19 protein-coding genes are annotated in these 19,663 nt (G+C 72.0%); 15 read left to right on the forward strand and 4 right to left on the reverse strand.

Features of this window, described 5'->3' with window-relative positions; translation table 11 throughout:
• Positions 1 to 24 precede the first annotated feature (24 nt).
• On the reverse strand, positions 25 to 819 hold the full coding sequence (locus GCN81_RS16845) for a pyrimidine reductase family protein (protein WP_156725454.1): 795 nt from the start codon (positions 817 to 819) through the stop codon (positions 25 to 27).
• Here GCN81_RS16845 and zapE point away from each other — a divergent pair.
• The 10 genes from zapE (at position 818) to GCN81_RS16895 (ending at position 10,361) form a co-directional block, all read left to right on the forward strand.
• Positions 818 to 2,071: a cell division protein ZapE gene (gene zapE / locus GCN81_RS16850; protein WP_156725455.1), complete on the forward strand. Its 1,254-nt coding sequence runs from the start codon at positions 818 to 820 to the stop codon at positions 2,069 to 2,071. The two genes, GCN81_RS16845 and zapE, sit on opposite strands and share 2 nt — an antisense overlap.
• A gap of 249 nt (positions 2,072 to 2,320) precedes the next feature.
• Positions 2,321 to 3,154, forward strand: a complete 834-nt coding sequence (locus tag GCN81_RS16855; protein WP_156725584.1) for a PPK2 family polyphosphate kinase — start codon at positions 2,321 to 2,323, stop codon at positions 3,152 to 3,154.
• Between the two features lie 60 nt (positions 3,155 to 3,214).
• Complete coding sequence (locus tag GCN81_RS16860) at positions 3,215 to 3,688, forward strand: OsmC family protein (RefSeq protein WP_156725456.1); 474 nt, start codon at positions 3,215 to 3,217, stop codon at positions 3,686 to 3,688.
• A 104-nt stretch (positions 3,689 to 3,792) separates the two neighbouring features.
• Positions 3,793 to 4,689 carry a polysaccharide deacetylase family protein gene (locus tag GCN81_RS16865; RefSeq protein WP_156725457.1) on the forward strand — a complete coding sequence of 299 codons (897 nt, stop codon included), beginning with the start codon at positions 3,793 to 3,795 and terminating at the stop codon, positions 4,687 to 4,689.
• Between the two features lie 21 nt (positions 4,690 to 4,710).
• Positions 4,711 to 4,911, forward strand: coding sequence for a hypothetical protein (locus GCN81_RS16870; protein ID WP_156725458.1), 201 nt, complete (start codon positions 4,711 to 4,713; stop codon positions 4,909 to 4,911).
• 110 nt (positions 4,912 to 5,021) lie between these two features.
• Positions 5,022 to 5,612 (forward strand): TetR/AcrR family transcriptional regulator, encoded by a 591-nt coding sequence (locus GCN81_RS16875; protein WP_156725459.1) that lies wholly within the window; start codon positions 5,022 to 5,024, stop codon positions 5,610 to 5,612.
• Positions 5,609 to 5,983: a hypothetical protein gene (locus tag GCN81_RS16880; RefSeq protein ID WP_156725460.1), complete on the forward strand. Its 375-nt coding sequence runs from the start codon at positions 5,609 to 5,611 to the stop codon at positions 5,981 to 5,983. The genes GCN81_RS16875 and GCN81_RS16880 overlap by 4 nt, the downstream gene beginning before the upstream one ends.
• Positions 5,984 to 6,156: 173 nt before the next feature.
• Positions 6,157 to 6,927, forward strand: a complete 771-nt coding sequence (locus tag GCN81_RS16885; RefSeq protein ID WP_197287683.1) for a DUF4142 domain-containing protein — start codon at positions 6,157 to 6,159, stop codon at positions 6,925 to 6,927.
• Between the two features lie 151 nt (positions 6,928 to 7,078).
• Complete coding sequence (locus GCN81_RS16890) at positions 7,079 to 8,584, forward strand: DUF692 domain-containing protein (RefSeq protein WP_156725462.1); 1,506 nt, start codon at positions 7,079 to 7,081, stop codon at positions 8,582 to 8,584.
• Positions 8,585 to 8,717: 133 nt separating this feature from the next.
• A complete protein-coding gene (locus tag GCN81_RS16895) occupies positions 8,718 to 10,361 on the forward strand; it encodes an alpha/beta hydrolase (RefSeq protein WP_156725463.1) in 1,644 nt (547 codons plus the stop codon).
• Positions 10,362 to 10,402: 41 nt separating this feature from the next.
• On the opposite strand, the gene hemQ is transcribed toward GCN81_RS16895, so the two are convergent.
• The gene (gene hemQ, locus GCN81_RS16900; protein WP_156725464.1) at positions 10,403 to 11,122 is read right to left on the reverse strand and encodes a hydrogen peroxide-dependent heme synthase; all 720 of its coding nucleotides are present in this window, start codon (positions 11,120 to 11,122) and stop codon (positions 10,403 to 10,405) included.
• Between the two features lie 4 nt (positions 11,123 to 11,126).
• Positions 11,127 to 12,587: a protoporphyrinogen oxidase gene (hemG, locus tag GCN81_RS16905; protein WP_156725465.1), complete on the reverse strand. Its 1,461-nt coding sequence runs from the start codon at positions 12,585 to 12,587 to the stop codon at positions 11,127 to 11,129.
• A 145-nt stretch (positions 12,588 to 12,732) separates the two neighbouring features.
• Here hemG and GCN81_RS16910 point away from each other — a divergent pair, with 145 nt between their 5' ends.
• Together GCN81_RS16910 and GCN81_RS16915 are read left to right on the forward strand one after the other, a co-directional pair.
• Entirely contained in the window at positions 12,733 to 13,746 is a 1,014-nt protein-coding gene (locus tag GCN81_RS16910; protein ID WP_156725466.1) for a DUF4349 domain-containing protein, read from the forward strand.
• A gap of 27 nt (positions 13,747 to 13,773) precedes the next feature.
• Complete coding sequence (locus tag GCN81_RS16915; RefSeq protein WP_156725467.1) at positions 13,774 to 15,144, forward strand: FAD-dependent oxidoreductase; 1,371 nt, start codon at positions 13,774 to 13,776, stop codon at positions 15,142 to 15,144.
• A gap of 106 nt (positions 15,145 to 15,250) precedes the next feature.
• Here GCN81_RS16915 and hemE read toward each other — a convergent pair whose 3' ends face one another.
• Positions 15,251 to 16,318 (reverse strand): uroporphyrinogen decarboxylase, encoded by a 1,068-nt coding sequence (gene hemE, locus GCN81_RS16920; RefSeq protein ID WP_156725468.1) that lies wholly within the window; start codon positions 16,316 to 16,318, stop codon positions 15,251 to 15,253.
• 148 nt (positions 16,319 to 16,466) lie between these two features.
• Here hemE and GCN81_RS16925 point away from each other — a divergent pair, with 148 nt between their 5' ends.
• The 3 genes from GCN81_RS16925 (at position 16,467) to GCN81_RS16935 (ending at position 19,478) form a co-directional block, all read left to right on the forward strand.
• Entirely contained in the window at positions 16,467 to 17,138 is a 672-nt protein-coding gene (locus GCN81_RS16925; RefSeq protein ID WP_156725469.1) for a DUF3000 domain-containing protein, read from the forward strand.
• Positions 17,139 to 17,438: 300 nt separating this feature from the next.
• Entirely contained in the window at positions 17,439 to 18,098 is a 660-nt protein-coding gene (locus tag GCN81_RS16930) for a response regulator transcription factor (RefSeq protein ID WP_156725470.1), read from the forward strand.
• A gap of 78 nt (positions 18,099 to 18,176) precedes the next feature.
• Positions 18,177 to 19,478, forward strand: coding sequence for an HRDC domain-containing protein (locus tag GCN81_RS16935; RefSeq protein WP_156725471.1), 1,302 nt, complete (start codon positions 18,177 to 18,179; stop codon positions 19,476 to 19,478).
• Positions 19,479 to 19,663 lie beyond the last annotated feature (185 nt).

Here is a 19,663-nt window from a genome sequence, read left to right on the forward strand (position 1 = left end):
ACGGAACGAGTAATTCCGCTGCTCTCAGGTTCGACGGTAGCGGGTGAACAGGAACCCGTCCTCTTCCAGTACCGAGACGAGCACGAACCGGTCAGGCACCGTCATGGCGGGTCCATGGGCGATCCGCTGGGCATCGCCCGCCGCCAGCATCGGCGACACCGTCAGACACAGCTCGTCCAGCACTCCCGCCGTGACGAACTGGCCGAGCAGCCGCGGGCCGCCCTCGGTCAGCAGCCGGGTGAGCCCCCGCTTCCCCAGCGCGCGGACGGCCCTGGCGGGGTCCACACCCCTGCCGTCTCCGGCGACCACCACATCGACGCCCGCCTTCTCCGCGGCCCGCGCCCGTTCGGCGGAGGCCTGGGCGCCGGTCAGCACCACGGTCGGCACGAGCGGCGAGGTGAAAAGCGGAAGCGAGAAGTCCAGGTTCAGGCTCGCGCTGACCACGGCGATCGCGGGCGCGGGCCCCTGGCCTGCCGCCGCCCGGCGCGCGGCGAAGGCCTCCCGTGCACGCGGCGGCCGGTAACCCTCCTGGCGTACCGTTTCCGCACCGACCACCACCGCGTCCGCGAGCCCCCGCAGGGTGCCGAAGATCCGCATGTCGGCGGGGCAGGAGATGGGCTGTGAGCGGCCTTCGTGCTGGGCCGCGCCATCGAGCGTGGCGACCATGTTGCCGCGCAGCCAGACACCCTCAGCGCCCGCCTCCGCGCCCGCGCTCTCTGGATAGGCGTAGTAGTCGGCGAGCGCGTCGAGCTCCCACGCGCCCGGGGCGCCCCGTTCGGGGGCTGCTGTCTCTTCGGTCACAGGGAACAAGCTGCGCATGACGTGCAGTCTTACACGCCCCTTAGAGTGGAGAGCTGTGTCGCCTTCCCCCGCTTCCCCCGCCTCCCAGGCCTCCGCAACCGCCGGTGCCGTTGCCCCCACCGGTGCTTCCGGTGCTTCCGGTGCTTCCGGTGCTTCCGGTGCTTCCGGTGCTTCCGGTGCCGACCCGATAGCCGAAGCGGCCCCGCTGTCGCTGTGCGCGCGCCGACCGCATGTCCCGGCCGACCAGCTGGTCGCCGAGATGGTGCCGCCGCCGCGTTTCCAGTCCGCGCGCTTCGAGACGTACGTGCCCGACGCCCGGCAGCCCAGCCAGGCGGAGGCGGTCGACGTGCTCAGCGGCTTCGCCGGAACGCTGGGCGGCGCACACGCCAGCGGTGCGGGCAAGCGCCGCTGGTTCGGGGTCGGCAGGAAGCCCGCTGCTCCGACGGGCCCCCGCGGGGTGTACCTGGACGGCGGCTACGGCGTCGGCAAGACCCACCTGCTCGCGTCCCTCTGGCACGCCACCCCCGCGGCCCCGGAGCTCAAGGCCTTCGGCACCTTCGTCGAGCTCACCAACCTGGTCGGCGCCCTCGGCTTCCAGCAGACCGTACGGACGCTCAGCGGCCACCGGCTGCTCTGCATCGACGAGTTCGAGCTGGACGATCCGGGCGACACGGTGCTCGTGTCGAGCCTGCTCAGCAGGCTGGTGGAGCAGGGCGTGGCGCTGGCCGCCACCTCCAACACACTGCCGGGCAAGCTGGGCGAGGGCCGGTTCGCGGCGGCCGACTTCCTGCGCGAGATCCAGGGGCTCTCGGCACACTTCCGCGCGCTGCGCATCGACGGCGATGACTACCGCCACCGGGGGCTGCCCGAGGCGCCCCCGCCCTACTCCGACGAACAGGTCACCAGAGCGGCGTACGCCACCGACGGTGCCTCGCTCGACGACTTCCCGCATCTGCTCGACCACCTCGCGGAGGTCCACCCCAGCCGCTACGGCGCCCTGACCGACGGCGTGTCGGCGGTCTGCCTCACGGGCGTCGATCCGGTGCCCGATCAGTCGACGGCCCTGCGCCTGGTCGTACTCGCCGACCGGCTGTACGACCGCGAGGTGCCGGTTCTCGCCTCCGGACTGCCGTTCGACAAGCTGTTCAGCGAGGACATGCTGAAGGGCGGCTACCGCAAGAAGTACTTCCGCGCGATCTCCCGACTGACCGCGCTGGCCCGTGACGCGGCCCAGCTGGCAGAGCCGGACCCGACCCCGGACATGCCCTAGGGGTCATGGCCCCAGAGGTCGCGGCCCTCGTCATTCCGGCGCAGGATCGAGGGGACTGACCCAAAGGGGAGCGCGGTGGCCAAGAAGAACGCGAGGGACGACAACAACGCTGGCACAGGCGCGCGCGACGCGGGCGCGAAAGGCACGGGCGCGGGCGCGGGCGCGAAAGGCGCCGGTCAGCGCGCCAGCCAGGGCGCGGACCAGCGGCGTACGGGCAGGAAGAGTGACGGCCCGGCCAACCCCGCCGACCTGCGCGCGCTGCTCCGCGTCCCCCGGGGGAAGCGCCTCGACCTCGCGTCCCACGACGCCAGGGCGACACCCGGCGGCCCGCCCAGCAAGGCCGCGGGCCTGGCGGCGACCGCCGCACTGGCCGAACCACTCGCCGACCTCCAGGAGCGGCTGTACGCGGCCTCCACGGCGGGCGACCGGCGCCGGGTCCTGCTGGTGCTCCAAGGCATGGACACCAGCGGCAAGGGCGGCACGGTCAAGCACGTCATCGGCCTCTTCAACCCGTCCGGCTGCCGGATCAGGGCCTTCAAGACCCCCACACCGGAAGAGCGAAACCACCCGTTCCTGTGGCGCGTCATGCGGGCCCTGCCCCAGCCGGGCGAGATCGGCATCTTCGACCGCTCGCACTACGAGGACGTACTGATCACCCGGGTCAGGGAGTTGGTGCCGCACCGCCATCTGGGTCGCCGCTACGGGCAGATCAACCGCTTCGAGAAGTCCCTGGCACTCGACGGCGTGACGCTCGTGAAGTGTTTCCTGCACATCAGCTACGAGGAACAGCGGGCCCGGCTCCTGAAGCGGCTCGACCGCCCCGACAAACACTGGAAGTTCAACCCCAGCGACATCGACGACCGCGCGCTGTGGCCCGCCTACCAGGAGGCCTACGCGATCGCCCTGGAACGCTGCTCCACGGGCACCGCGCCCTGGTACCTCATCCCGTCCGACCGCAAGTGGTACCGGAACTGGGCGATCAGCACCCTGCTGCTCGCCCACCTCGAAGCGCTGGACCCGCAGTACCCCACGCCGGACTTCGACCTCGCGGACGCCCGCGAGCGGCTCCTCACGAACACCTGACCCCGCACAGCCTCGAAAATCACCTGCCGCTGAAGGGATGACCCTCCCTATCCTGGCCGCATGACGGACACCCACACGTATGACGTAGAGATCGAGTGGACCGGCAACCTCGGTTCAGGCACGGACAGTTACCGTTCCTTCAGCCGTGACCACGAAGTCCTGGCGACGGGCAAGGCGCCCATCGCCGCCTCCTCCGATCCGGCCTTCCGCGGCGACCCCACCCGCTGGAATCCCGAGGAACTGCTCGTGGCGTCCGTGGCTCAGTGCCACATGCTCTGGTACCTCCACCTGTGCACCGTGGGAGGGGTGACGGTCGTCGGATACGAAGACCGGGCGCACGGCGTCATGACCATGGACGCGAGCGGTGGAGGCGGCCAGCTGACCGAGGTCGTCCTGCGTCCCGAGGTGACCGTGGCCGACGCCTCGATGGTGGACAAGGCCCGGGCGCTGCACGGCGAGGTCCATGCCGTGTGCTTTATCGCCCGCTCGGTGAACTTCCCCATCCGCCCTGAGCCCGTGATCCGCGTCCAGTAGGGCCGGGCCGGTGAGCGTGCTAGGTGGGTGACTTCGGCGACGGGCACGCCGGGTCGATCGCCCAGTTCTCCGATTAGTGGCTTTTCTTCCGTTACGTTCACCTGGTGATCCTCTCTGTACGGAGACTCGCCGCCTGCTGTGCGCTGGGGACGGCGCTGGCCGGGTGCGGCGGCCCCGGCCTCCCGCACACCACCGGCGCGGAATCCCCCACAGCGCCACCTGCCGCATCCCCCGCGGCCCCCGCGGCCACCGCTGACGCCCAGCCGCCACCCCCCACGCTCGCCCCGGGCCCCGAAGGCCAGGCGCCCGTGTTCGAGCACGGCCCGCGCGGCGGCGGCAAGACCGTAGCGCTCACCTTTGACACCGACATGACCGCCGACCAGGGCCCGCGCGCGGCATCCGGCGAGCGCTTCGACAACCCCGAGCTGATCGGGACCCTGCGCCGCCTCAAGGTCCCCTCCACCGTCTTCATGACCGGCCGCTGGGCCGAGGAGTACCCCGACCAGGCCAGGTCGATCGGCGCCGACCCGCTCTTCGAGGTCGCCAACCACTCCTACAGCCACCACGCCTACACAGCGCGCTGCTACGGCCTGCCGACCCTCGCTCCCCAGCGGATGCGAGCCGACGTGGACCGCGCCTTCGCCGCCTTCCGCGCGGCGGGCGTGGCGCGCACCGTGCCGTACTTCCGCTTCCCCGGCGGCTGCTACGACCGCACGGCGCTGCGCGCGATCGCCGGGAGCGGGGTCACCGCGGTGCAGTGGGACGTGGTGGGCGGCGACGCCTTCGCGACGGACCCGGACGCGGTTGCCCGCGAGGTACTGCGCGGGGTGCGGCCGGGCTCGGTGGTCGTGCTGCACTGCACCCGCAGCGCGGCCCCGGCCACCGAGCGCGCGCTCCGTACGGTGGTGCCGGAACTCCGCGAGCGCGGATACCGGTTCGTCCGGGTCTCCGAGCTGATCAGGGCATCGGACCAGGGCGGGCGCGGCCAAGGCGCCGGTTAGGGCGGCGGCTACGCTGGCGGTATGGACCCCACGGACCACCGCGCGCGTACGTCACTGGGGACGCCCGGCCCCGACGAGGCCACACCGCCCGCCGACGGGCCCCCGTTCGCGGAGTGCGTGCTGTGCCGGAACCCGACCGAGTACCCGGAGTCGACGAAGGGGGCGACGCTGTGCCCCGTCTGCGCATGGCAAGAGGCTCAGCGCTCCGCCTGCTCCGGCTGAACCCGGGCTAGCCAGGCCAGCTGAGCAGCCACCCCAAGCGCAGAACGGCTTCCTCGGTGAAGTCAGCGTGGACGATATTCCATACGGGACGACCCGTATGGTAAACAAGGATGGTGACTGCCAAGACAACTCCGCGCGGACGCCCGCGAGATGCGCGTGCGCATGCGGCGATCCTCACCACCGCCGCCGAGCTGGTGACTGAAACTGGCTATGCCGCCATGTCCCTCGGGGCCGTGGCAGCCCGGGCCAGGGTGGGCAAGGACACCATCTACCGCCGCTGGTCCGGCAAGGCCGAGCTGGTCTACGAGGCGGTGTTCACCACCACCGACACCGCCCCCGTGCCCGACACCGGCACCCTCGAAGGCGACCTCACCGTCCTCGTCCAGCAGCTGATCGACGAGTTCAGCGCACCGGCCGCCGCGGCGGCGCTGCCCGGCCTGCTGGCGGACTTCGCCGCCGCCCCCGAACTGCGCGCCACCATCCGCTCCGCCTTCCTCGCGCCCGCCAAGCAGCGACTGGCCGATGTCTTCGACCGGGCGCGGGCGCGGGGCGAGACCGTCCCGGGTGTGGAGTCCGACCTCGTGCTCGACTCCCTCGTCGGCACCGTCCTGTTCCGGCTGGGCATCCTCGGCGAGCCCGCCAGCCCCCGACTCGCCCGAAGCGTCGCCGGGATCGCCGCCAAGGGAATCGAGGCCCGGTGAACGGATGGCTGCTGGCCGCGGGAGCCCTGGCAACCGTGACGGCCCTGATCCACCTCATCGCCGGCGGGCGCGAGGTGGTCCGCCCACTGCTGGGCAGCTCCCTGGAGGCCGAGCCGTTGCGCATCCTGCACGCGGTGTGGCACTTCGCCACGGCGGACCTCCTGTTCAGCGGCGCCGCGTTGATCGCCCTCGCGGTCCGGCCCGCGCCGAATGTGCCGCTCGTCCTCTTCATCGCGGCCCACTTCCTCGCGTATGCCGCGGTGTTCTTGGTGATCACGCTCCGCGCGGGCTGGTCACGGCCCCTGCTGCGGCTGCCGCAGTGGATGATGCTGCTTCCGGTGGCGGCCCTGGCCGGAGCCGGGGTGCTGTAGCGACACCGGTTCCGTCGGCTGCCGGTACGCCCGTGAGCGGAATCTCAGCCCATTGCGGGCTGAACACGCCCTCTTCGCATCGCGTATCTCTCAATACCGTCAATCGGCTTGAACACCAGACCGGTTGCCGGTTGGTTCGTGCGAAGAACGCGCTACCCCCAGGAGTTACCTTGTTGCGACGCATCAACGGCACGGCCCTCATCATCGCGGCGCTGGTGGCGACACTCGCCGCGCTCGCCTACCCCGTCTGGTCGTACGCCGACCGCTCGGGCACCGGCGAGGCCAACCTGGAGGCCAGTACCGTCGCCACCCAGTGGGGGCCGCTCAGCGCGACCGACCGGGATCTGCTGGTGAAAGTCAGGCTTGCCGGACTGTGGGAGATCCCCGCGGGTCAGCAGGCCATGGAGCGGGCTCCGACGGAGGCCATCAAGGAAGCGGGCGACCACCTGGTGGTCGGGCACACCGACCTGGACCGGCGGGTACGACAGGTGGCCGCGCAGCTCGGGGTCGAGCTGCCGAGCCAGCCGACCGAGCAGCAGCAGGGCTGGCTGCGGGAGCTGACGGAAGCCCAAGGCGAGGTCTACGAGCGGAAGTTCGCGAACATTCTGCGCGACTCACACGGCAAGGTCTTCTCGCTGATCGCGAGCGTGCGGCACACCACCCGCAACGCGCTCGTACGGCAACTGGCGACCGACTCGAACCAGACGGTACTCGACCACATCACGATGCTGGAGCGGACCGGCGACGTGGACTTCGACGCGCTGGCCAGGGACGCCGCGGGCAGGTCGACCGCCAGCCCGAGCGGACCGCCGCCGCCCGTCCCGGGCAACACCCCGCTGCCGCCGCCCGCGGCCGGGCCGACCGGCGACGACCAGTCCTCCACCTCGCGCCCCTCGGCGCCCGGCACGGCGGACATCAACACCAACCGCCCTGAGGTGGGCTGACACGCTTCACGTCCACGGCTGAAAACCGGCGGTGAAACCTCAAATCGAGCTCTGAATGTCCCCCTGGGTGGGTTCAGCGGCCCAGTCCGGGCCAGAAGAACCTCACGCCGTGCAGGAGGGGGAAACCATGAGCGGTGGTATGAGAGATGGCATGAGCGGCCGAGTGCGGCTGGGTACGGGGATCGGCTGGCGCCCGGAGATCGCCGAAGCGGTGGAGCGGATGCCCGGGGTGGACTGGGTCGAGGTGGTCGCGGAGAACGTCTGTCCGGGGCATATCGCCCCACCGCTGCTACGGCTGCGCGAGCGCGGCGTGAACGTGGTGCCGCATGGCGTCGGTCTTGGCCTGGGTGGTGCGGAGCGGCCGGACCCGGCGCGGCTCGCCGCGCTCGCCGAGCGGGCCGAGGCGCTGGGCTCGCCGCTGGTCAGCGAGCACATCGCGTTCGTACGGGCGGGTGGGGCGCTGACCGCGTCGCAGCGGCTGGAGGCCGGACACCTGCTGCCGGTGCCGCGCACCAGGGACGCGCTGGACGTGCTGTGCGAGAACGTACGGATCGCGCAGGACGCGCTGCCGGTGCCGCTCGCCCTGGAGAACATCGCCGCGCTGATCGGCTGGCCGGGTGAGGAGATGACCGAGGGGCGGTTCCTGTCCGAACTGGTCGAGCGCACGGGCGTACGGCTCCTCATCGACGTCGCCAACCTGTACACCAATCAGGTCAACCGGGGCGAGGACGCGTCGGCCGCGCTCGACGAGCTGCCGGTAGAGGCCATCGCGTACGTCCATGTGGCGGGCGGGGCCACCCGCGACGGCGTCTGGCACGACAGCCACGGCCACCCGGTCCCCCAGCCCGTCCTGGACATTCTGGCCGACCTCGCGTCCCGGGTGACACCACCGGGCGTACTGCTGGAGCGCGACGAGAACTTCCCGGCCCAGGCCGAGCTGGAGCGCGAACTCGACACCCTCCGCGCGGCCGTGTCCCGGGACCGGCTGCTGGCCACGGCGGGACCGTCGGCGGGCGTCCCAGCCGGACGACGGCCGGGGGTCACGTCCAAGCGACCGTCAGGCGACACAACCCGACGGCCGCCGTCAACCGTCACGACCGGCCGACCGTCAGGCGCACCGCTGGCCTTGGCCACCGGCCCCGCTTGGCGGCCGGTTCAGGGCACGGCCCCGGCCGCGGTCCCCGCCACGGCCGCCACACGAGACGTACCGGACGCACCGGACGCACCGGCCCAGGCGAGCGACGCCGCGCGCCAGCGGGTCGCGCTGCGCCAGGCGTCGCTGCTCTCCGCGCTGGTGGCGGGGACGCCCCCGCCCGAAGGGTTCGACGGCCAGAGGCTGCGCGTACAGAGCCGGGCGCTGACCGCGAAGCGGGCCTCCGTGGTGGCCAAGGTGGCGCCCGAGCTGCCGGAGATCCTGGGCGCGGAGTACCGGTCCGCCTTCCTGGCGTACGCCAGGAACCGGCCACTGACCGCCGGGCACCGGCGCGACGCGCTGGCCTTCGCCGAGCACCTGCTGCGCGCCCGCAAGCCCCGCTCGCCCCGCGCGCGGCGGGAGTTGGTCCGGTGGTGGCTGGAGCGCTCGGGTCCGGCCCCGCTCACCGGCCGCCCGCTGGCGCGGCTGGCCAGGACGGCCCGCTACGCGTTGCTACGGAGGTGACGGGCTCGCCACACCGAGCATCGGGGTTATGGCGGCGACACCGGCCGCCCGGTGCTTTACTTCGCCCTTCACCGCCCGAACTATCCCTTTTTATACAGCCGCAGTCCGCTGCCGTTCGAAGGGATGCCGAGCGATGTCGAAGCACGGAAAGCGCGGAAGAGCGCCTCTCCTGTACGCCGTGACCGGATCGCTGGTTCTGACCGGCCTGGCCGCGTCGCCCGCGTCCCCGGCGGCCTCCGCGAGCAGCACGCCCGAGGCCCCCGAGGCCCGTGGCACCAGGGTCGCCGTCGCACGCGCCGAGGCGGCCGGGATCTCCTTCGGCCGCTGCCCCGAGGTCGAGAGGCTGCCCGCGGCCGTACAGTGCGGCACGGTGACCGTACCGCTCGACTACGCCGACCCCGACGGCAAGCAGATCAAACTGACGGTCAGCCGGGTGAAGGCCAAGGACCCGGCCAAGCGCCAGGGCGCCCTGATCTTCAACCCCGGTGGCCCCGGCGGCTCCGGGATGTACTTCCCGGTGGTCTCGACGGCCGGGCTGCCCGCTTTCCGGCGCATCGCGCGGGAGTACGACGTCGTCGGCTACGCGCCACGCGGAGTCGGCCGCTCCGCCCCGGTGTCCTGCAAGGACCCGGCCACGTTCGACCCCGCGCCGACCCGGTCACCGCGCCACCCCGACGCGGCGTACAAACAGGAGCGCGTCGCGCGGGCGAAGACGTACGCGCGAGGCTGCCTGAACCGGACCGGGGAGGCACTGCGGCACTACCATTCGCTCAACAACGCGCGCGACCTCGACGTGCTGCGCGCCGGGCTCGGCGAGCGGAAGCTGAACTTCCTGGGCGCCTCGTACGGGACCTACTTCGGTGCCCTGTACGCGGCGATGTTCCCCTCCCATGTGCGCCGGATGGTCTTCGACTCCGCGGTCAACCCCGACCCGTCGCAGATCTGGTACCAGAACAACCTCGACCAGTCGCTGGCGTTCGAGCGCCGCTGGGCCGACTTCCGCGCGTGGGTCGCGGCGCATCACACGACGTACGGCCTGGGCCGCACTCCGCAGCAGGTGGCGCACTCCTACGAGAAGGTGCGGGCCGCGCTGGCGCGCGAACCGGCGGGCGGCAAGGTCGGCACCGGTGAACTCCAGGCGGCGTTTCTGCAGACCGGGTACCACGACGACGTCTGGCCCAAGCGGGCCGCCGCGCTGACCGCGTATCTGAACGGCGACCCGAAGCCGCTCGTCCAGCAGGCCGCGCGCTCTTCGGAGCGGGCGGCCGAGAACGAGAACGGCAACGCCGTCTACACCGCCGTCGAATGCAACGACGCGCCCTGGCCGACGGACTTCGAGACCTGGGACGAGGACAACTCCCGGCTCGCGCGCGTGGCGCCCTTCGAGACCTGGGACAACGCCTGGATGAACCTGCCGTGCGCCTACTGGCCGGTGCCCCGGCAGCGCCCCCTGGACCTCCGCATCCCCGACGGCGCCCTGCCCCCGACCCTGATCCTGGCCGCCGAGCGGGACGCCGCGACCCCGTACCAGGGGGCGTGGGAGCTGCATCGCAGGCTCCCGGACTCCGCGCTGGTCACCGAGCGCAAGGCGGGTACGCACGGCCTCGTCGGCGGCCCCAACCAGTGCGTCAACGGGCACCTGGAGGCCTACCTGCTGGACGGCCGCCTCCCGGCACGGCGCGCGGCGGGCTGCGCACCCCGCCCAGAGCCCAAGCCCGAGGGCGAGCCGGAGGCAGCGGGCAGCCGAGAGGCCACCCGCACGCCCCGGACCGCATAGGGCATCGACCGCTTCGGCACAGACCGCGTAGGGCAGGCCTCTTAGGCCAGCCCCGCCACCAGGTCGGCCACCGACTTGCGGCGCCCGGTGTAGAACGGCACCTCCTCGCGTACGTGCATCCGTGCCTCGGACGCGCGCAGGTGCCGCATCAGGTCCACGATGCGGTACAGCTCGTCGGCCTCGAAGGCGAGCAGCCACTCGTAGTCGCCGAGCGAGAAGGACGCCACGGTGTTGGCGCGGACGTCCGGGTAGCCGCGGGCCATCTTGCCGTGGTCCGCGAGCATCCTGCGGCGGTCCTCGTCGGGCAGCAGGTACCAGTCGTAGGAGCGCACGAACGGGTAGACGCTGACGTAGTTACGCGGCGTCTCGTCGGCCAGGAAGGCCGGGATGTGCGACTTGTTGAACTCCGCGGGGCGGTGCAGCGCCATGTTCGACCAGACCGGCTCCAGGGCGCGGCCCAGCTTGGTGCGGCGGAAGAGGTTGTACGCCTCCTGGAGCTCGTCGGCGGTCTCGGCGTGCCACCAGATCATCAGATCGGCGTCGGCGCGCAGGCCTGACACGTCGTAGGTGCCACGGACGGTGATGTCCTTGGCGGCGAGCTGGTCGAACAGTTCCTGGACCTCGTCGGCGTAGCCGGTCCGGTCTTCGGGCAGTACGTCGCGCAGCTTGAAGACGGACCACAGCGTGTAGCGGATGACCTCGTTGAGGTCCTTGGCCTTCTTACCTGCGTTCGGGCTCTTGGCGGGGGCGTCGTCACTCATGGGGCTATTCTGCCGCGCCGCCGTGGAGACTCTGGACCGGGTTCCCGGTGAGCTGATCCAGAGCGCTGGAATCACCGCCCAGCTGGTCCACGGCCGCGTACGCGCTGGCGATGCAGGCCGGGATGCCGACCCCGTCGTACGCGGCGCCGCAGACCGCCAGTCCGGGCAGCTTGGCGACGTGCTCGCGGATGCGCGCCACGCGCGCGTGGTGCCCGACGGGGTACTGGGGCAGCCCGTCGTTCCATCGGGTCACGCGGGTGGCGACGGGCGTGGCGGTCAGTCCGGTCGCCTCGCGCAGGTCGCGCCGCGATACGTCGATGAGCTCGGCGTCGTCCCGGCGCAGATCGCGCTCCTCGCCATACCGGCCGACCGAGGTGCGCAGCACGAACACGTCCGGGTCCTCGTCGGCGATCCAGCCCCACTTCTGGCTAGCGAAGGTGGACGCCTTGATGGTGTGCCCGTCGACTGGCGGCACCAGGAAGCCGCTGCCTGCCGGGAGATTCGCGTCGGTCCTGCGGTAGGCGAGGGTCATCAGCGCCATGGAGGCGTACTCGACGGCGCGCAGTTCGGCCGCTGCGGCGGGCACGTCGGCGTCCAGGAGGCGGGCGGCCTGGGGGGCGGGGACGGCGATGACGACGGCGTCGGCCTTGATGCCCCCGTCCTCGCCGTTCTCGATGTCGACCTCCCAGCCGTCCGCGACCCGGCGCACTCCGCGCACCGGACAGTTGAGCCGGATCTCGGCGCCACGCGCGCGTAGCGCGTCGGCGACGGCGAGGGGGAGTCCGCCGACGCCGCCCGCGATGCCCATGAACACCGGTCCGGTGGCCCCAGCCTCGACGGCCTGGCGCTGGATGTCGCGCACGCCGTCCAGGAGGGAGCGGTGGGTGCGGGCGGCCTCGTAGAGCTTGGGTACGGCCATCCGCATCGAGAGGCGGTACGCGTCGCCCGCGTACACCCCGCCGAGCAGCGGCTCCACCAGGCGGTCGACGACCTCACGGCCGACGCGGGACGCGACGTACTCGCCGACCGCGATGTCGTCGCCGACCTCGGTCGGCGGCAACTCCCGGTCCTGCTCGATCCGACGCAGCCCCTCGTCGGAGAGCACCCCGGCCAGCGCGCCGGCGTCGCCGGGTACGCCCATCACATGTCCCTTGGGCATGGGGCGCAGCTCGCCGCGCGTCCAGAGTGCGGCGGTCGCGGTGGCGGGCGGCTGGAGCAGGTCGCCCAGGCCCACCGCGCGGGCCAGCTCGACGGCTTCGGGGCGGCGGGCCAGCATCGACTCGGCGCCGAGGTCGACGCGTACGCCCTCGATCTCACCGGCGTGCAGCTTGCCACCGAGCCGGTCGGCGGCCTCCAGGACGGTCACCCGGGCGCCGGTGCCGAGCAATCGGTGGGCGGCGGCGAGACCGGCGATCCCGCCTCCGATGACGACGACATGGCTCGTCCGCGTGTCCGTTTTCCGCATGGTTTCACTCTCTCAGACCCGGATCGGGAGTCCGTACCGAGTCCACACCGTGACCGCTTCGGTACCGCTGCGGACCAAACCACCCGCGGGTCGCGCGCGTCAAAGCCGTATCGGACACCACATCTCCCTGGGGGGCCTCGTCACCATGCGCGCATCGACCCGTTCGCGTTCCCGTTTCCGCTCGCGTTCCCGTTCTCGTCGCCAGTCCACCCGGGCCCTGACCGCCTTGCTGCTCGCGGCGGCCGTCGCGGTCGGGGGGTGCAGCGGCGACCGCGGCTCAGACGGAGCAAAGTCGAGGAGTGACAGCAAAGCCGGGGCCGCGGAGGACGCGGCGGGTGGCGACCAGGCAGCCTCTGGCTCCGGCTCCAAGTCCGCCGACCGGCAGGCGCCCGACCCTGTCGGAACCCACATCATCCGCACCGCCACGCTGACCGTACGAGTCAAGGACGTGCCGAAGGCCCTGGGCGCGGCCCGCGACGCCACCCTCGACGCGGGCGGCGGCGTCGGCAGTGAGACCACCAACCGCGACCGGCAGGGCCGGGAGCGCTCGCGGCTGGTGCTGCGGGTTCCGCAGGCGAAGTACCACGACGTCCTGCGGGCCCTGGCGGGCACGGGCAAGGTGGTGGAACGCAAGCTCAAGGAGGAGAACGTCACCGAGCAGGTGGTGGACGTCGAGAGCCGCGTCAAGTCACAGCGCGCCAGCGTCGCCCGGGTGCGGGAGCTGATGGACCAGGCCACCAAGCTCAGTGATGTGGTGACGCTGGAGGGCGAGTTGAGCTCGCGGCAGGCCGACCTGGAGTCGCTGCTGGCCCGGCAGGCCTCGCTCAAGGACCGTGTCACCCTGGCGACGATCACGCTCCAACTGAACGAGACCGGGCAGAAGCAGCAGGCGGACAAGGACGACGACCCCACGTTCGTCAGTGCGCTGAAGGGCGGCTGGAACGCGTTCGTCACCGGTCTGCGCTGGATCACCATCGCGCTCGGCGCGGTGCTTCCGTTCGCGGCGGCGGCGGCGCTGCTGCTGGTGCTGTGGCGCTTGGTGCGCGCTCGGCTGATCCGGGGACCGGTGTCCGAACCCGCGTCCGCCGGTTCTGACACCCCAGACACCCCAGACGCCCCGGACACCCCGGACACCCCGGACACCCCGGGGCGGGACTGAACTGGCCGCCCCCCGTAGCGTGTTCGTATGAGCGAACGACTGGTGGTCATCGGCGGCGATGCGGCGGGCATGTCCGCCGCATCGCAGGCACGCAGGCTCAAGGGCCCGGACGAACTGGAGATCGTCGCCTTCGAGCGGGGGCACTTCACCTCGTTCTCGGCGTGCGGGATTCCGTACTGGGTGGGCGGTGATGTCGCGCACCGGGACGACCTGATCGCCCGTACACCCGAGGAACACCGCGCACGCGACATCGACCTGCGGATGCGCACCGAGGTGACCCGGATCGACGTCCCCGGGCAGCGGGTGCTCGCCCGCGACCTGGAGTCCGGCGCCGAGGCGTGGACCGGCTACGACAAACTGGTCATCGCGACCGGCGCCCGGCCCGTGCGCCCCCGGATGCCCGGCATCGACGCCCCCGGGGTGCACGGCGTACAGACCCTCGACGACGGCCAGGCTCTGCTGGACACCCTCACCGCCACCGAGGGCCGCCGGGCGGTCGTGGTCGGCGCGGGCTATATCGGCGTCGAGATGGCCGAGGCCCTGTGCCAGCGCGGCTACCGGGTCACCGTCGTCAACCGCGGCGCCGAGCCGATGGCCACGCTCGACCCCGACATGGGGCGGCTGGTCCATGACGCCATGTCCGGCTTCGGCATGGAGATGGTGAACCACGCCGAGGTCACCGAGATCCTCACGCATGACGACGGCCAGGTGCGCGCGGTCGCCACCAAGGACGCGGAGTACCCGGCGGACGTGGTGGTGCTCGGCATGGGCGTCCAGCCCGAGACGACGCTCGCCCGCGAGGCGGGCCTGCCGCTCGGGGAGTACGGCGGGCTGCTCACCGACCTCGCGATGCGCGTACGGGGGTACGAGAACATCTGGGCGGGCGGCGACTGCGTCGAGGTACTCGACCTGGTCTCGGGCCGCGAGCGGTACATCGCGCTCGGCACCCACGCCAACAAACACGGCCAGGTCATCGGTTCGGGGGCCGGTGGCGGCTACGCGACATTCCCCGGGGTGGTCGGTACGGCGGTCAGCAAGGTCTGCGACCTGGAGATCGCGCGCACCGGACTGCGGGAGAAGGACGCGCGTGCGGCGGGCCTGCGATACGTGACCGCCACGATCGAGTCCACGCACAGTGCGGGCTACTACCCGGGGGCGGCCGTGATGACGGTCAAGATGCTCGCGGAATATCGCACGGGGCGGCTGCTCGGGGTCCAGATCGTGGGGCGCGAGGGGGCAGCCAAGCGGGTCGACGTCGCGGCGGTCGCGCTGACGGCGGGGATGACCGTGGAGCAGGTCGTATCCCTTGACCTGGGCTACGCCCCGCCGTTCTCCCCGGTGTGGGACCCGGTGCTGGTGGCTGCGCGGAAGGCGGCGAGGGCCGTGCGGACGGGCTGAAGATCTCAGCCCGTCCGGCGATTGAGGACGAGCCCGAAGGTCGATCCGGGGGTCTGGGGGCTTGCCCCCAGTTTCGGGAAGGGGCGGGCTTGGGGAAGAAAAAGCCCTAACGCCCCGCCGTCCGCTCGTGCACGTGCTCGACCAGACGGGTCAGCGCGTCCGGGTCCGTCGTCGGCAGGACACCGTGGCCCAGGTTGAAGACGTGGCCCTCGAGCCCAGCCGCGGCCGCCAGCACCTCGTCAGCCTTCGCCCGCACCGCCTCCGACGTAGAGAACAGCACCGCCGGGTCCAGGTTCCCCTGGAGCGCCTTGCCCGGACCGACCCGCCGCGCCGCCTCGTCCATCGGCACCCGCCAGTCGACGCCCACGACATCAGCGCCCGCCTCGCCCATCAGCCCCAGCAGCTCACCGGTCCCCACACCGAAGTGGATGCGCGGCACCCCGTACGAGGCGACCGCGTCGAAGACCTTCGCGGAGGCGGGCATCACCGAGGCCCGGTAGTCGGCGGGCGACAGCGCGCCCACCCAGGAGTCGAAGAGCTGCACCGCGGAGGCGCCCGCCTCGATCTGCACCTTGAGGAAGGCGCTGGTGATCTCCGCGAGGCGGTCCAGGAGGTCGGCCCACAGCTGCGGGTCGCCGTACATCAGGGCCTTGGTGTGCTCGTGGTTACGGGACGGCCCGCCCTCGACGAGGTAGCTCGCGAGGGTGAACGGCGCCCCCGCGAAGCCGATCAGCGGGGTGGAGCCGAGCTCCCCCGTCAGCATCCCGATCGCCTCGGTGACGTAGGCGACGTCGTCGGGCGTCAGGTCGCGCAGCTGGGCCAGGTCCGCGCGCGAGCGGATCGGCGAGGCGACGACAGGGCCGACCCCGGGCTTGATGTCCAGGTCGATACCGATGGCCTTCAGCGGGACAACGATGTCGCTGAAGTAGATCGCGGCGTCGACCTTGTGGCGGCGGACCGGCTGCAGGGTGATCTCGGTGACGAGGTCGGGCCGCATGCAGGAGTCGAGCATCGTGGTGCCCTCGCGCACCTTGCGGTACTCCGGCAGCGAACGCCCGGCCTGTCGCATGAACCACACGGGTGTGTGCGGCACGGGCTCGCGTCGGCAGGCCTTGAGGAAGGCGGAGTCGTACGTTGCGGTCGGCTGGCCCGTGGGGCGGTCTGTGGCACTCACGGGGGGAAGTCTCCCATGGGGGAATCCGCGTCGGCTCGGCGGCCACGGAGCCGCGCGGGGTCCACGGCGCGGCGCCGCGCCCGAACTCCGCGCCGCTGCCCGGGTGTCGCGCCCTCGCGGAGGCCTCGTTCCCCTTAATCTTCCCCGCATGGCTGCGGTGCGGGGACAACTGGCGGAGGGTTCGGACGGGATGGACGGTACGGAGGAGAACGCGGCGGCGGAAGCCGTTCCGCCCCCGTTCCGCTCAGCCGTGGAGGCGCTGCGGGCCGCCCGGCCAGGACCCGGGATCGAGATGGAGCAGACCCGGGCGCCGAAGCGGCTCGCCCCGTACGCGTACGCGCTGGAGGCGGCGGTCGTCGAGGACGACGAGGACCTCGCGGACGGGCGGCTGGTCCTCCTGCACGACCCGGCCGGGCACGACGCCTGGAAGGGCACCTTCCGCCTGGTCACGCTGGTGCGGGCGGATCTGGAGCCGGAGATGGCGGCCGATCCGCTGCTGCCCGATGTCTGCTGGTCGTGGCTGACGGGGGCGCTCCAGGGGCGTGGTCTGTCGTACGGGGAGCCGAGCGGCACCGTGACGCGGGCGGGTTCGTACTACTTCGGCGGGCTGGCGGAGCGGCCGCCCGCGTCGCAGATCGAGATCCGGGCGTCCTGGACGCCGCGGGAGGGTCTCGGCGGGGTGCCGGACGTGGCGTCCCATCTGGCGGCCTGGTGCGATCTGCTCTGCCAGGTCGCCGGTCTGCCGCCCACCGGGCCGACGGGGCCGACGGACGCCTCGGTCGTCTCGCTGCCGCAGCGCCGCGGCCCACGGGCCACGTGACCCCCACCTGTCCCCCGGCACGCCCCGCCCGTCCCGATCGCGGCCCGTACGCGTCCTGACACGCCCGTACGGGCCCCGAGCGCGTCTGAATCGATCACAGAGACACACTCCCCGACTCGGGTTGATCTTCGGATGATCGATCGTGCGTCCGAATTGCCCAGATTTTGACTCATCAAATCGTGATCATTCGCTAAAGGCGAGCGGGATTGGTGCCGAAGAGGTCTGTGACCTTGAAAGTACGGTTCATCCCGGCTTTATCCCCGAGCCGGCTCCGTCCCGCCGCCATCCCCAGGAGGCCTGGTGTCCGTTCTCCTCGAGCAGCCCGCAAGCCTGGTCGCCTACCGCCCGAACAAGCCGACCGCCATGGTCGTCGTGGCCGACCCGCGTGTCCGTTCCACCGTCACCCGCCACCTCTGGGCGCTCGGCGTACGCGACGTCATCGAGGCGTCCTCCATCGCCGAGGCCCGTCCCCGCATCGGCAACCCGCGCGACATCTGCATCGCCGATGTCCACCTCCCCGACGGCTCGGGTCTCACCCTGCTGTCCGAGACCCGTGCCGCGGGCTGGCCGAACGGCCTGGCGCTCTCCGCCGCCGATGACATCGGCGCCGTACGCAACGCCCTCGCGGGCGGCGTCAAGGGCTACGTCGTCACCGGCACCCGGAACAACGTCGGACTCCCCGGCCGCCCCGGCGCCGCACCCATCGGCGCCGGTCACCGCATGCACCGCCGCCCCCCGGGCTCCCCGAGCCACCCGGGCGGCTACCGCGAACTGTCGGGGCGTGAGGTAGAAGTACTGCGACTGGTCGCCGAAGGCCAGTCGAACAAGGCCATCGGCGTCTCGATGGGCCTGTCCGCACTCACCGTCAAGAGCCACCTCGCCCGGATCGCGCGCAAGCTGGGCACGGGCGACCGGGCCGGAATGGTCGCCGTCGCGCTGCGTACCGGCATCATCCACTGACCGCTGACACACCCCCCGGCGCCCGTCGACGTAACGTTCCGTCGACGGGCGCGGCTCATACACAGATACCCTTTACAGGTGACCGACGCCCAAGAGACCGCAGCAGACAGCTCACTGCGAACCGCCGGAGCCCCGCGGCAGCAACCGCCGGTGTCCACCCCTCCGGATGATGTCGCATCGGCGCCGATCCCTTTGCTTGAGCCGCAGGACGGCATTCCGGAGGTCATCTCCGACGCGACCGCGCTCGCCGACGTGGTCGCCGCCTTCGCCGCGGGCACCGGGCCCGTCGCCGTCGATGCCGAGCGTGCCTCCGGCTACCGCTACGGACAGCGCGCCTACCTGGTGCAGCTGCGCCGCGAAGGTGCCGGATCGGCCCTGATCGACCCCATCGCCTGCCCTGACCTGTCAGGTCTCCAGGCGGCCATCGGCGACGCGGAGTGGGTGCTGCACGCCGCGACCCAGGACCTTCCCTGCCTGCGCGACATAGGCATGGTGCCGACCCGGATCTTCGACACGGAGCTCGCCGGGCGCCTCGCCGGGTTCCCGCGTGTCGGGCTCGGCGCCATGGTCGAGTCGGTGCTCGGTTACGTACTGGAGAAGGGGCACTCCGCGGTGGACTGGTCGACCCGGCCACTCCCTGAGCCCTGGTTGCGTTACGCCACGCTCGACGTGGAGCTCCTGGTCGACCTGCGGGACGCGCTGGAGAAGGAGCTCGACCGGCAGGGCAAGCTGGAGTGGGCCCGCGAGGAGTTCGACGCGATCGCCGCGGCGCCGCCCGCGCCGCCGCGCAAGGACCCCTGGCGACGCACCTCCGGGATGCACAAGGTGCGCCGCCGCCGTCAGATGGCGGTCGTACGGGAGCTGTGGACCGCCCGGGACCGGATCGCGCAGCGGCGTGACGTTTCCCCCGGCAAGGTGCTCGGTGACGCCGCGATCGTGGAGGCGGCCCTGGCCCTGCCGCCGGGCGTGGAGGCGCTGTCCGCGCTGAACGGCTTCGGCCACCGTACGAGCAAGCGCCAGCTGGAGCAGTGGCAGGCCGCGGTGGACCGCGCCAAGGCGCTGCCGGAGGCGGAGCTGCCGCAGCCGGGCCAGGCGGTGGCCGGACCGCCCCCGCCGCGCGCCTGGGCGGACCGCGATCCGCAGGCGGCCGCGCGGCTCGCCGCGGCCCGTACGGCCGTCTCCGCGATCGCCGAGCGGCTGAACATGCCGCAGGAGAACCTGATCACTCCGGACACGGTGCGCCGCCTGTGCTGGGAGCCGCCCGCCGAGGCCAGCGTGGACGCGGTCGCCACGGCGCTCGCCGGGTATGGCGCGCGGCGGTGGCAGATCGAGCAGGTCGCCCCCGCCCTGGCTGGAGCGCTGGTCCCCGCCGAGGACTGAGCCGTACGCGTGGCGTGCGCGTACGAGAGGTGTCCGCGTGCGAGTGGCGTGCGCCGTACGAGAAACCCCCGGTCCGGTGGCCGGGGGTTTTCCGCTGCTCAGGGGCGTCGTGGAGTGTGACCTTCGCCGCCTTGGGCGGGGGGCCTGTCGGACTTGGTTACCGGCAAGTAGCATGAACGGAGTAG

It is taken from the genome of Streptomyces apocyni, from assembly GCF_009739465.1.
Taxonomy (GTDB): domain Bacteria; phylum Actinomycetota; class Actinomycetes; order Streptomycetales; family Streptomycetaceae; genus Streptomyces; species Streptomyces apocyni.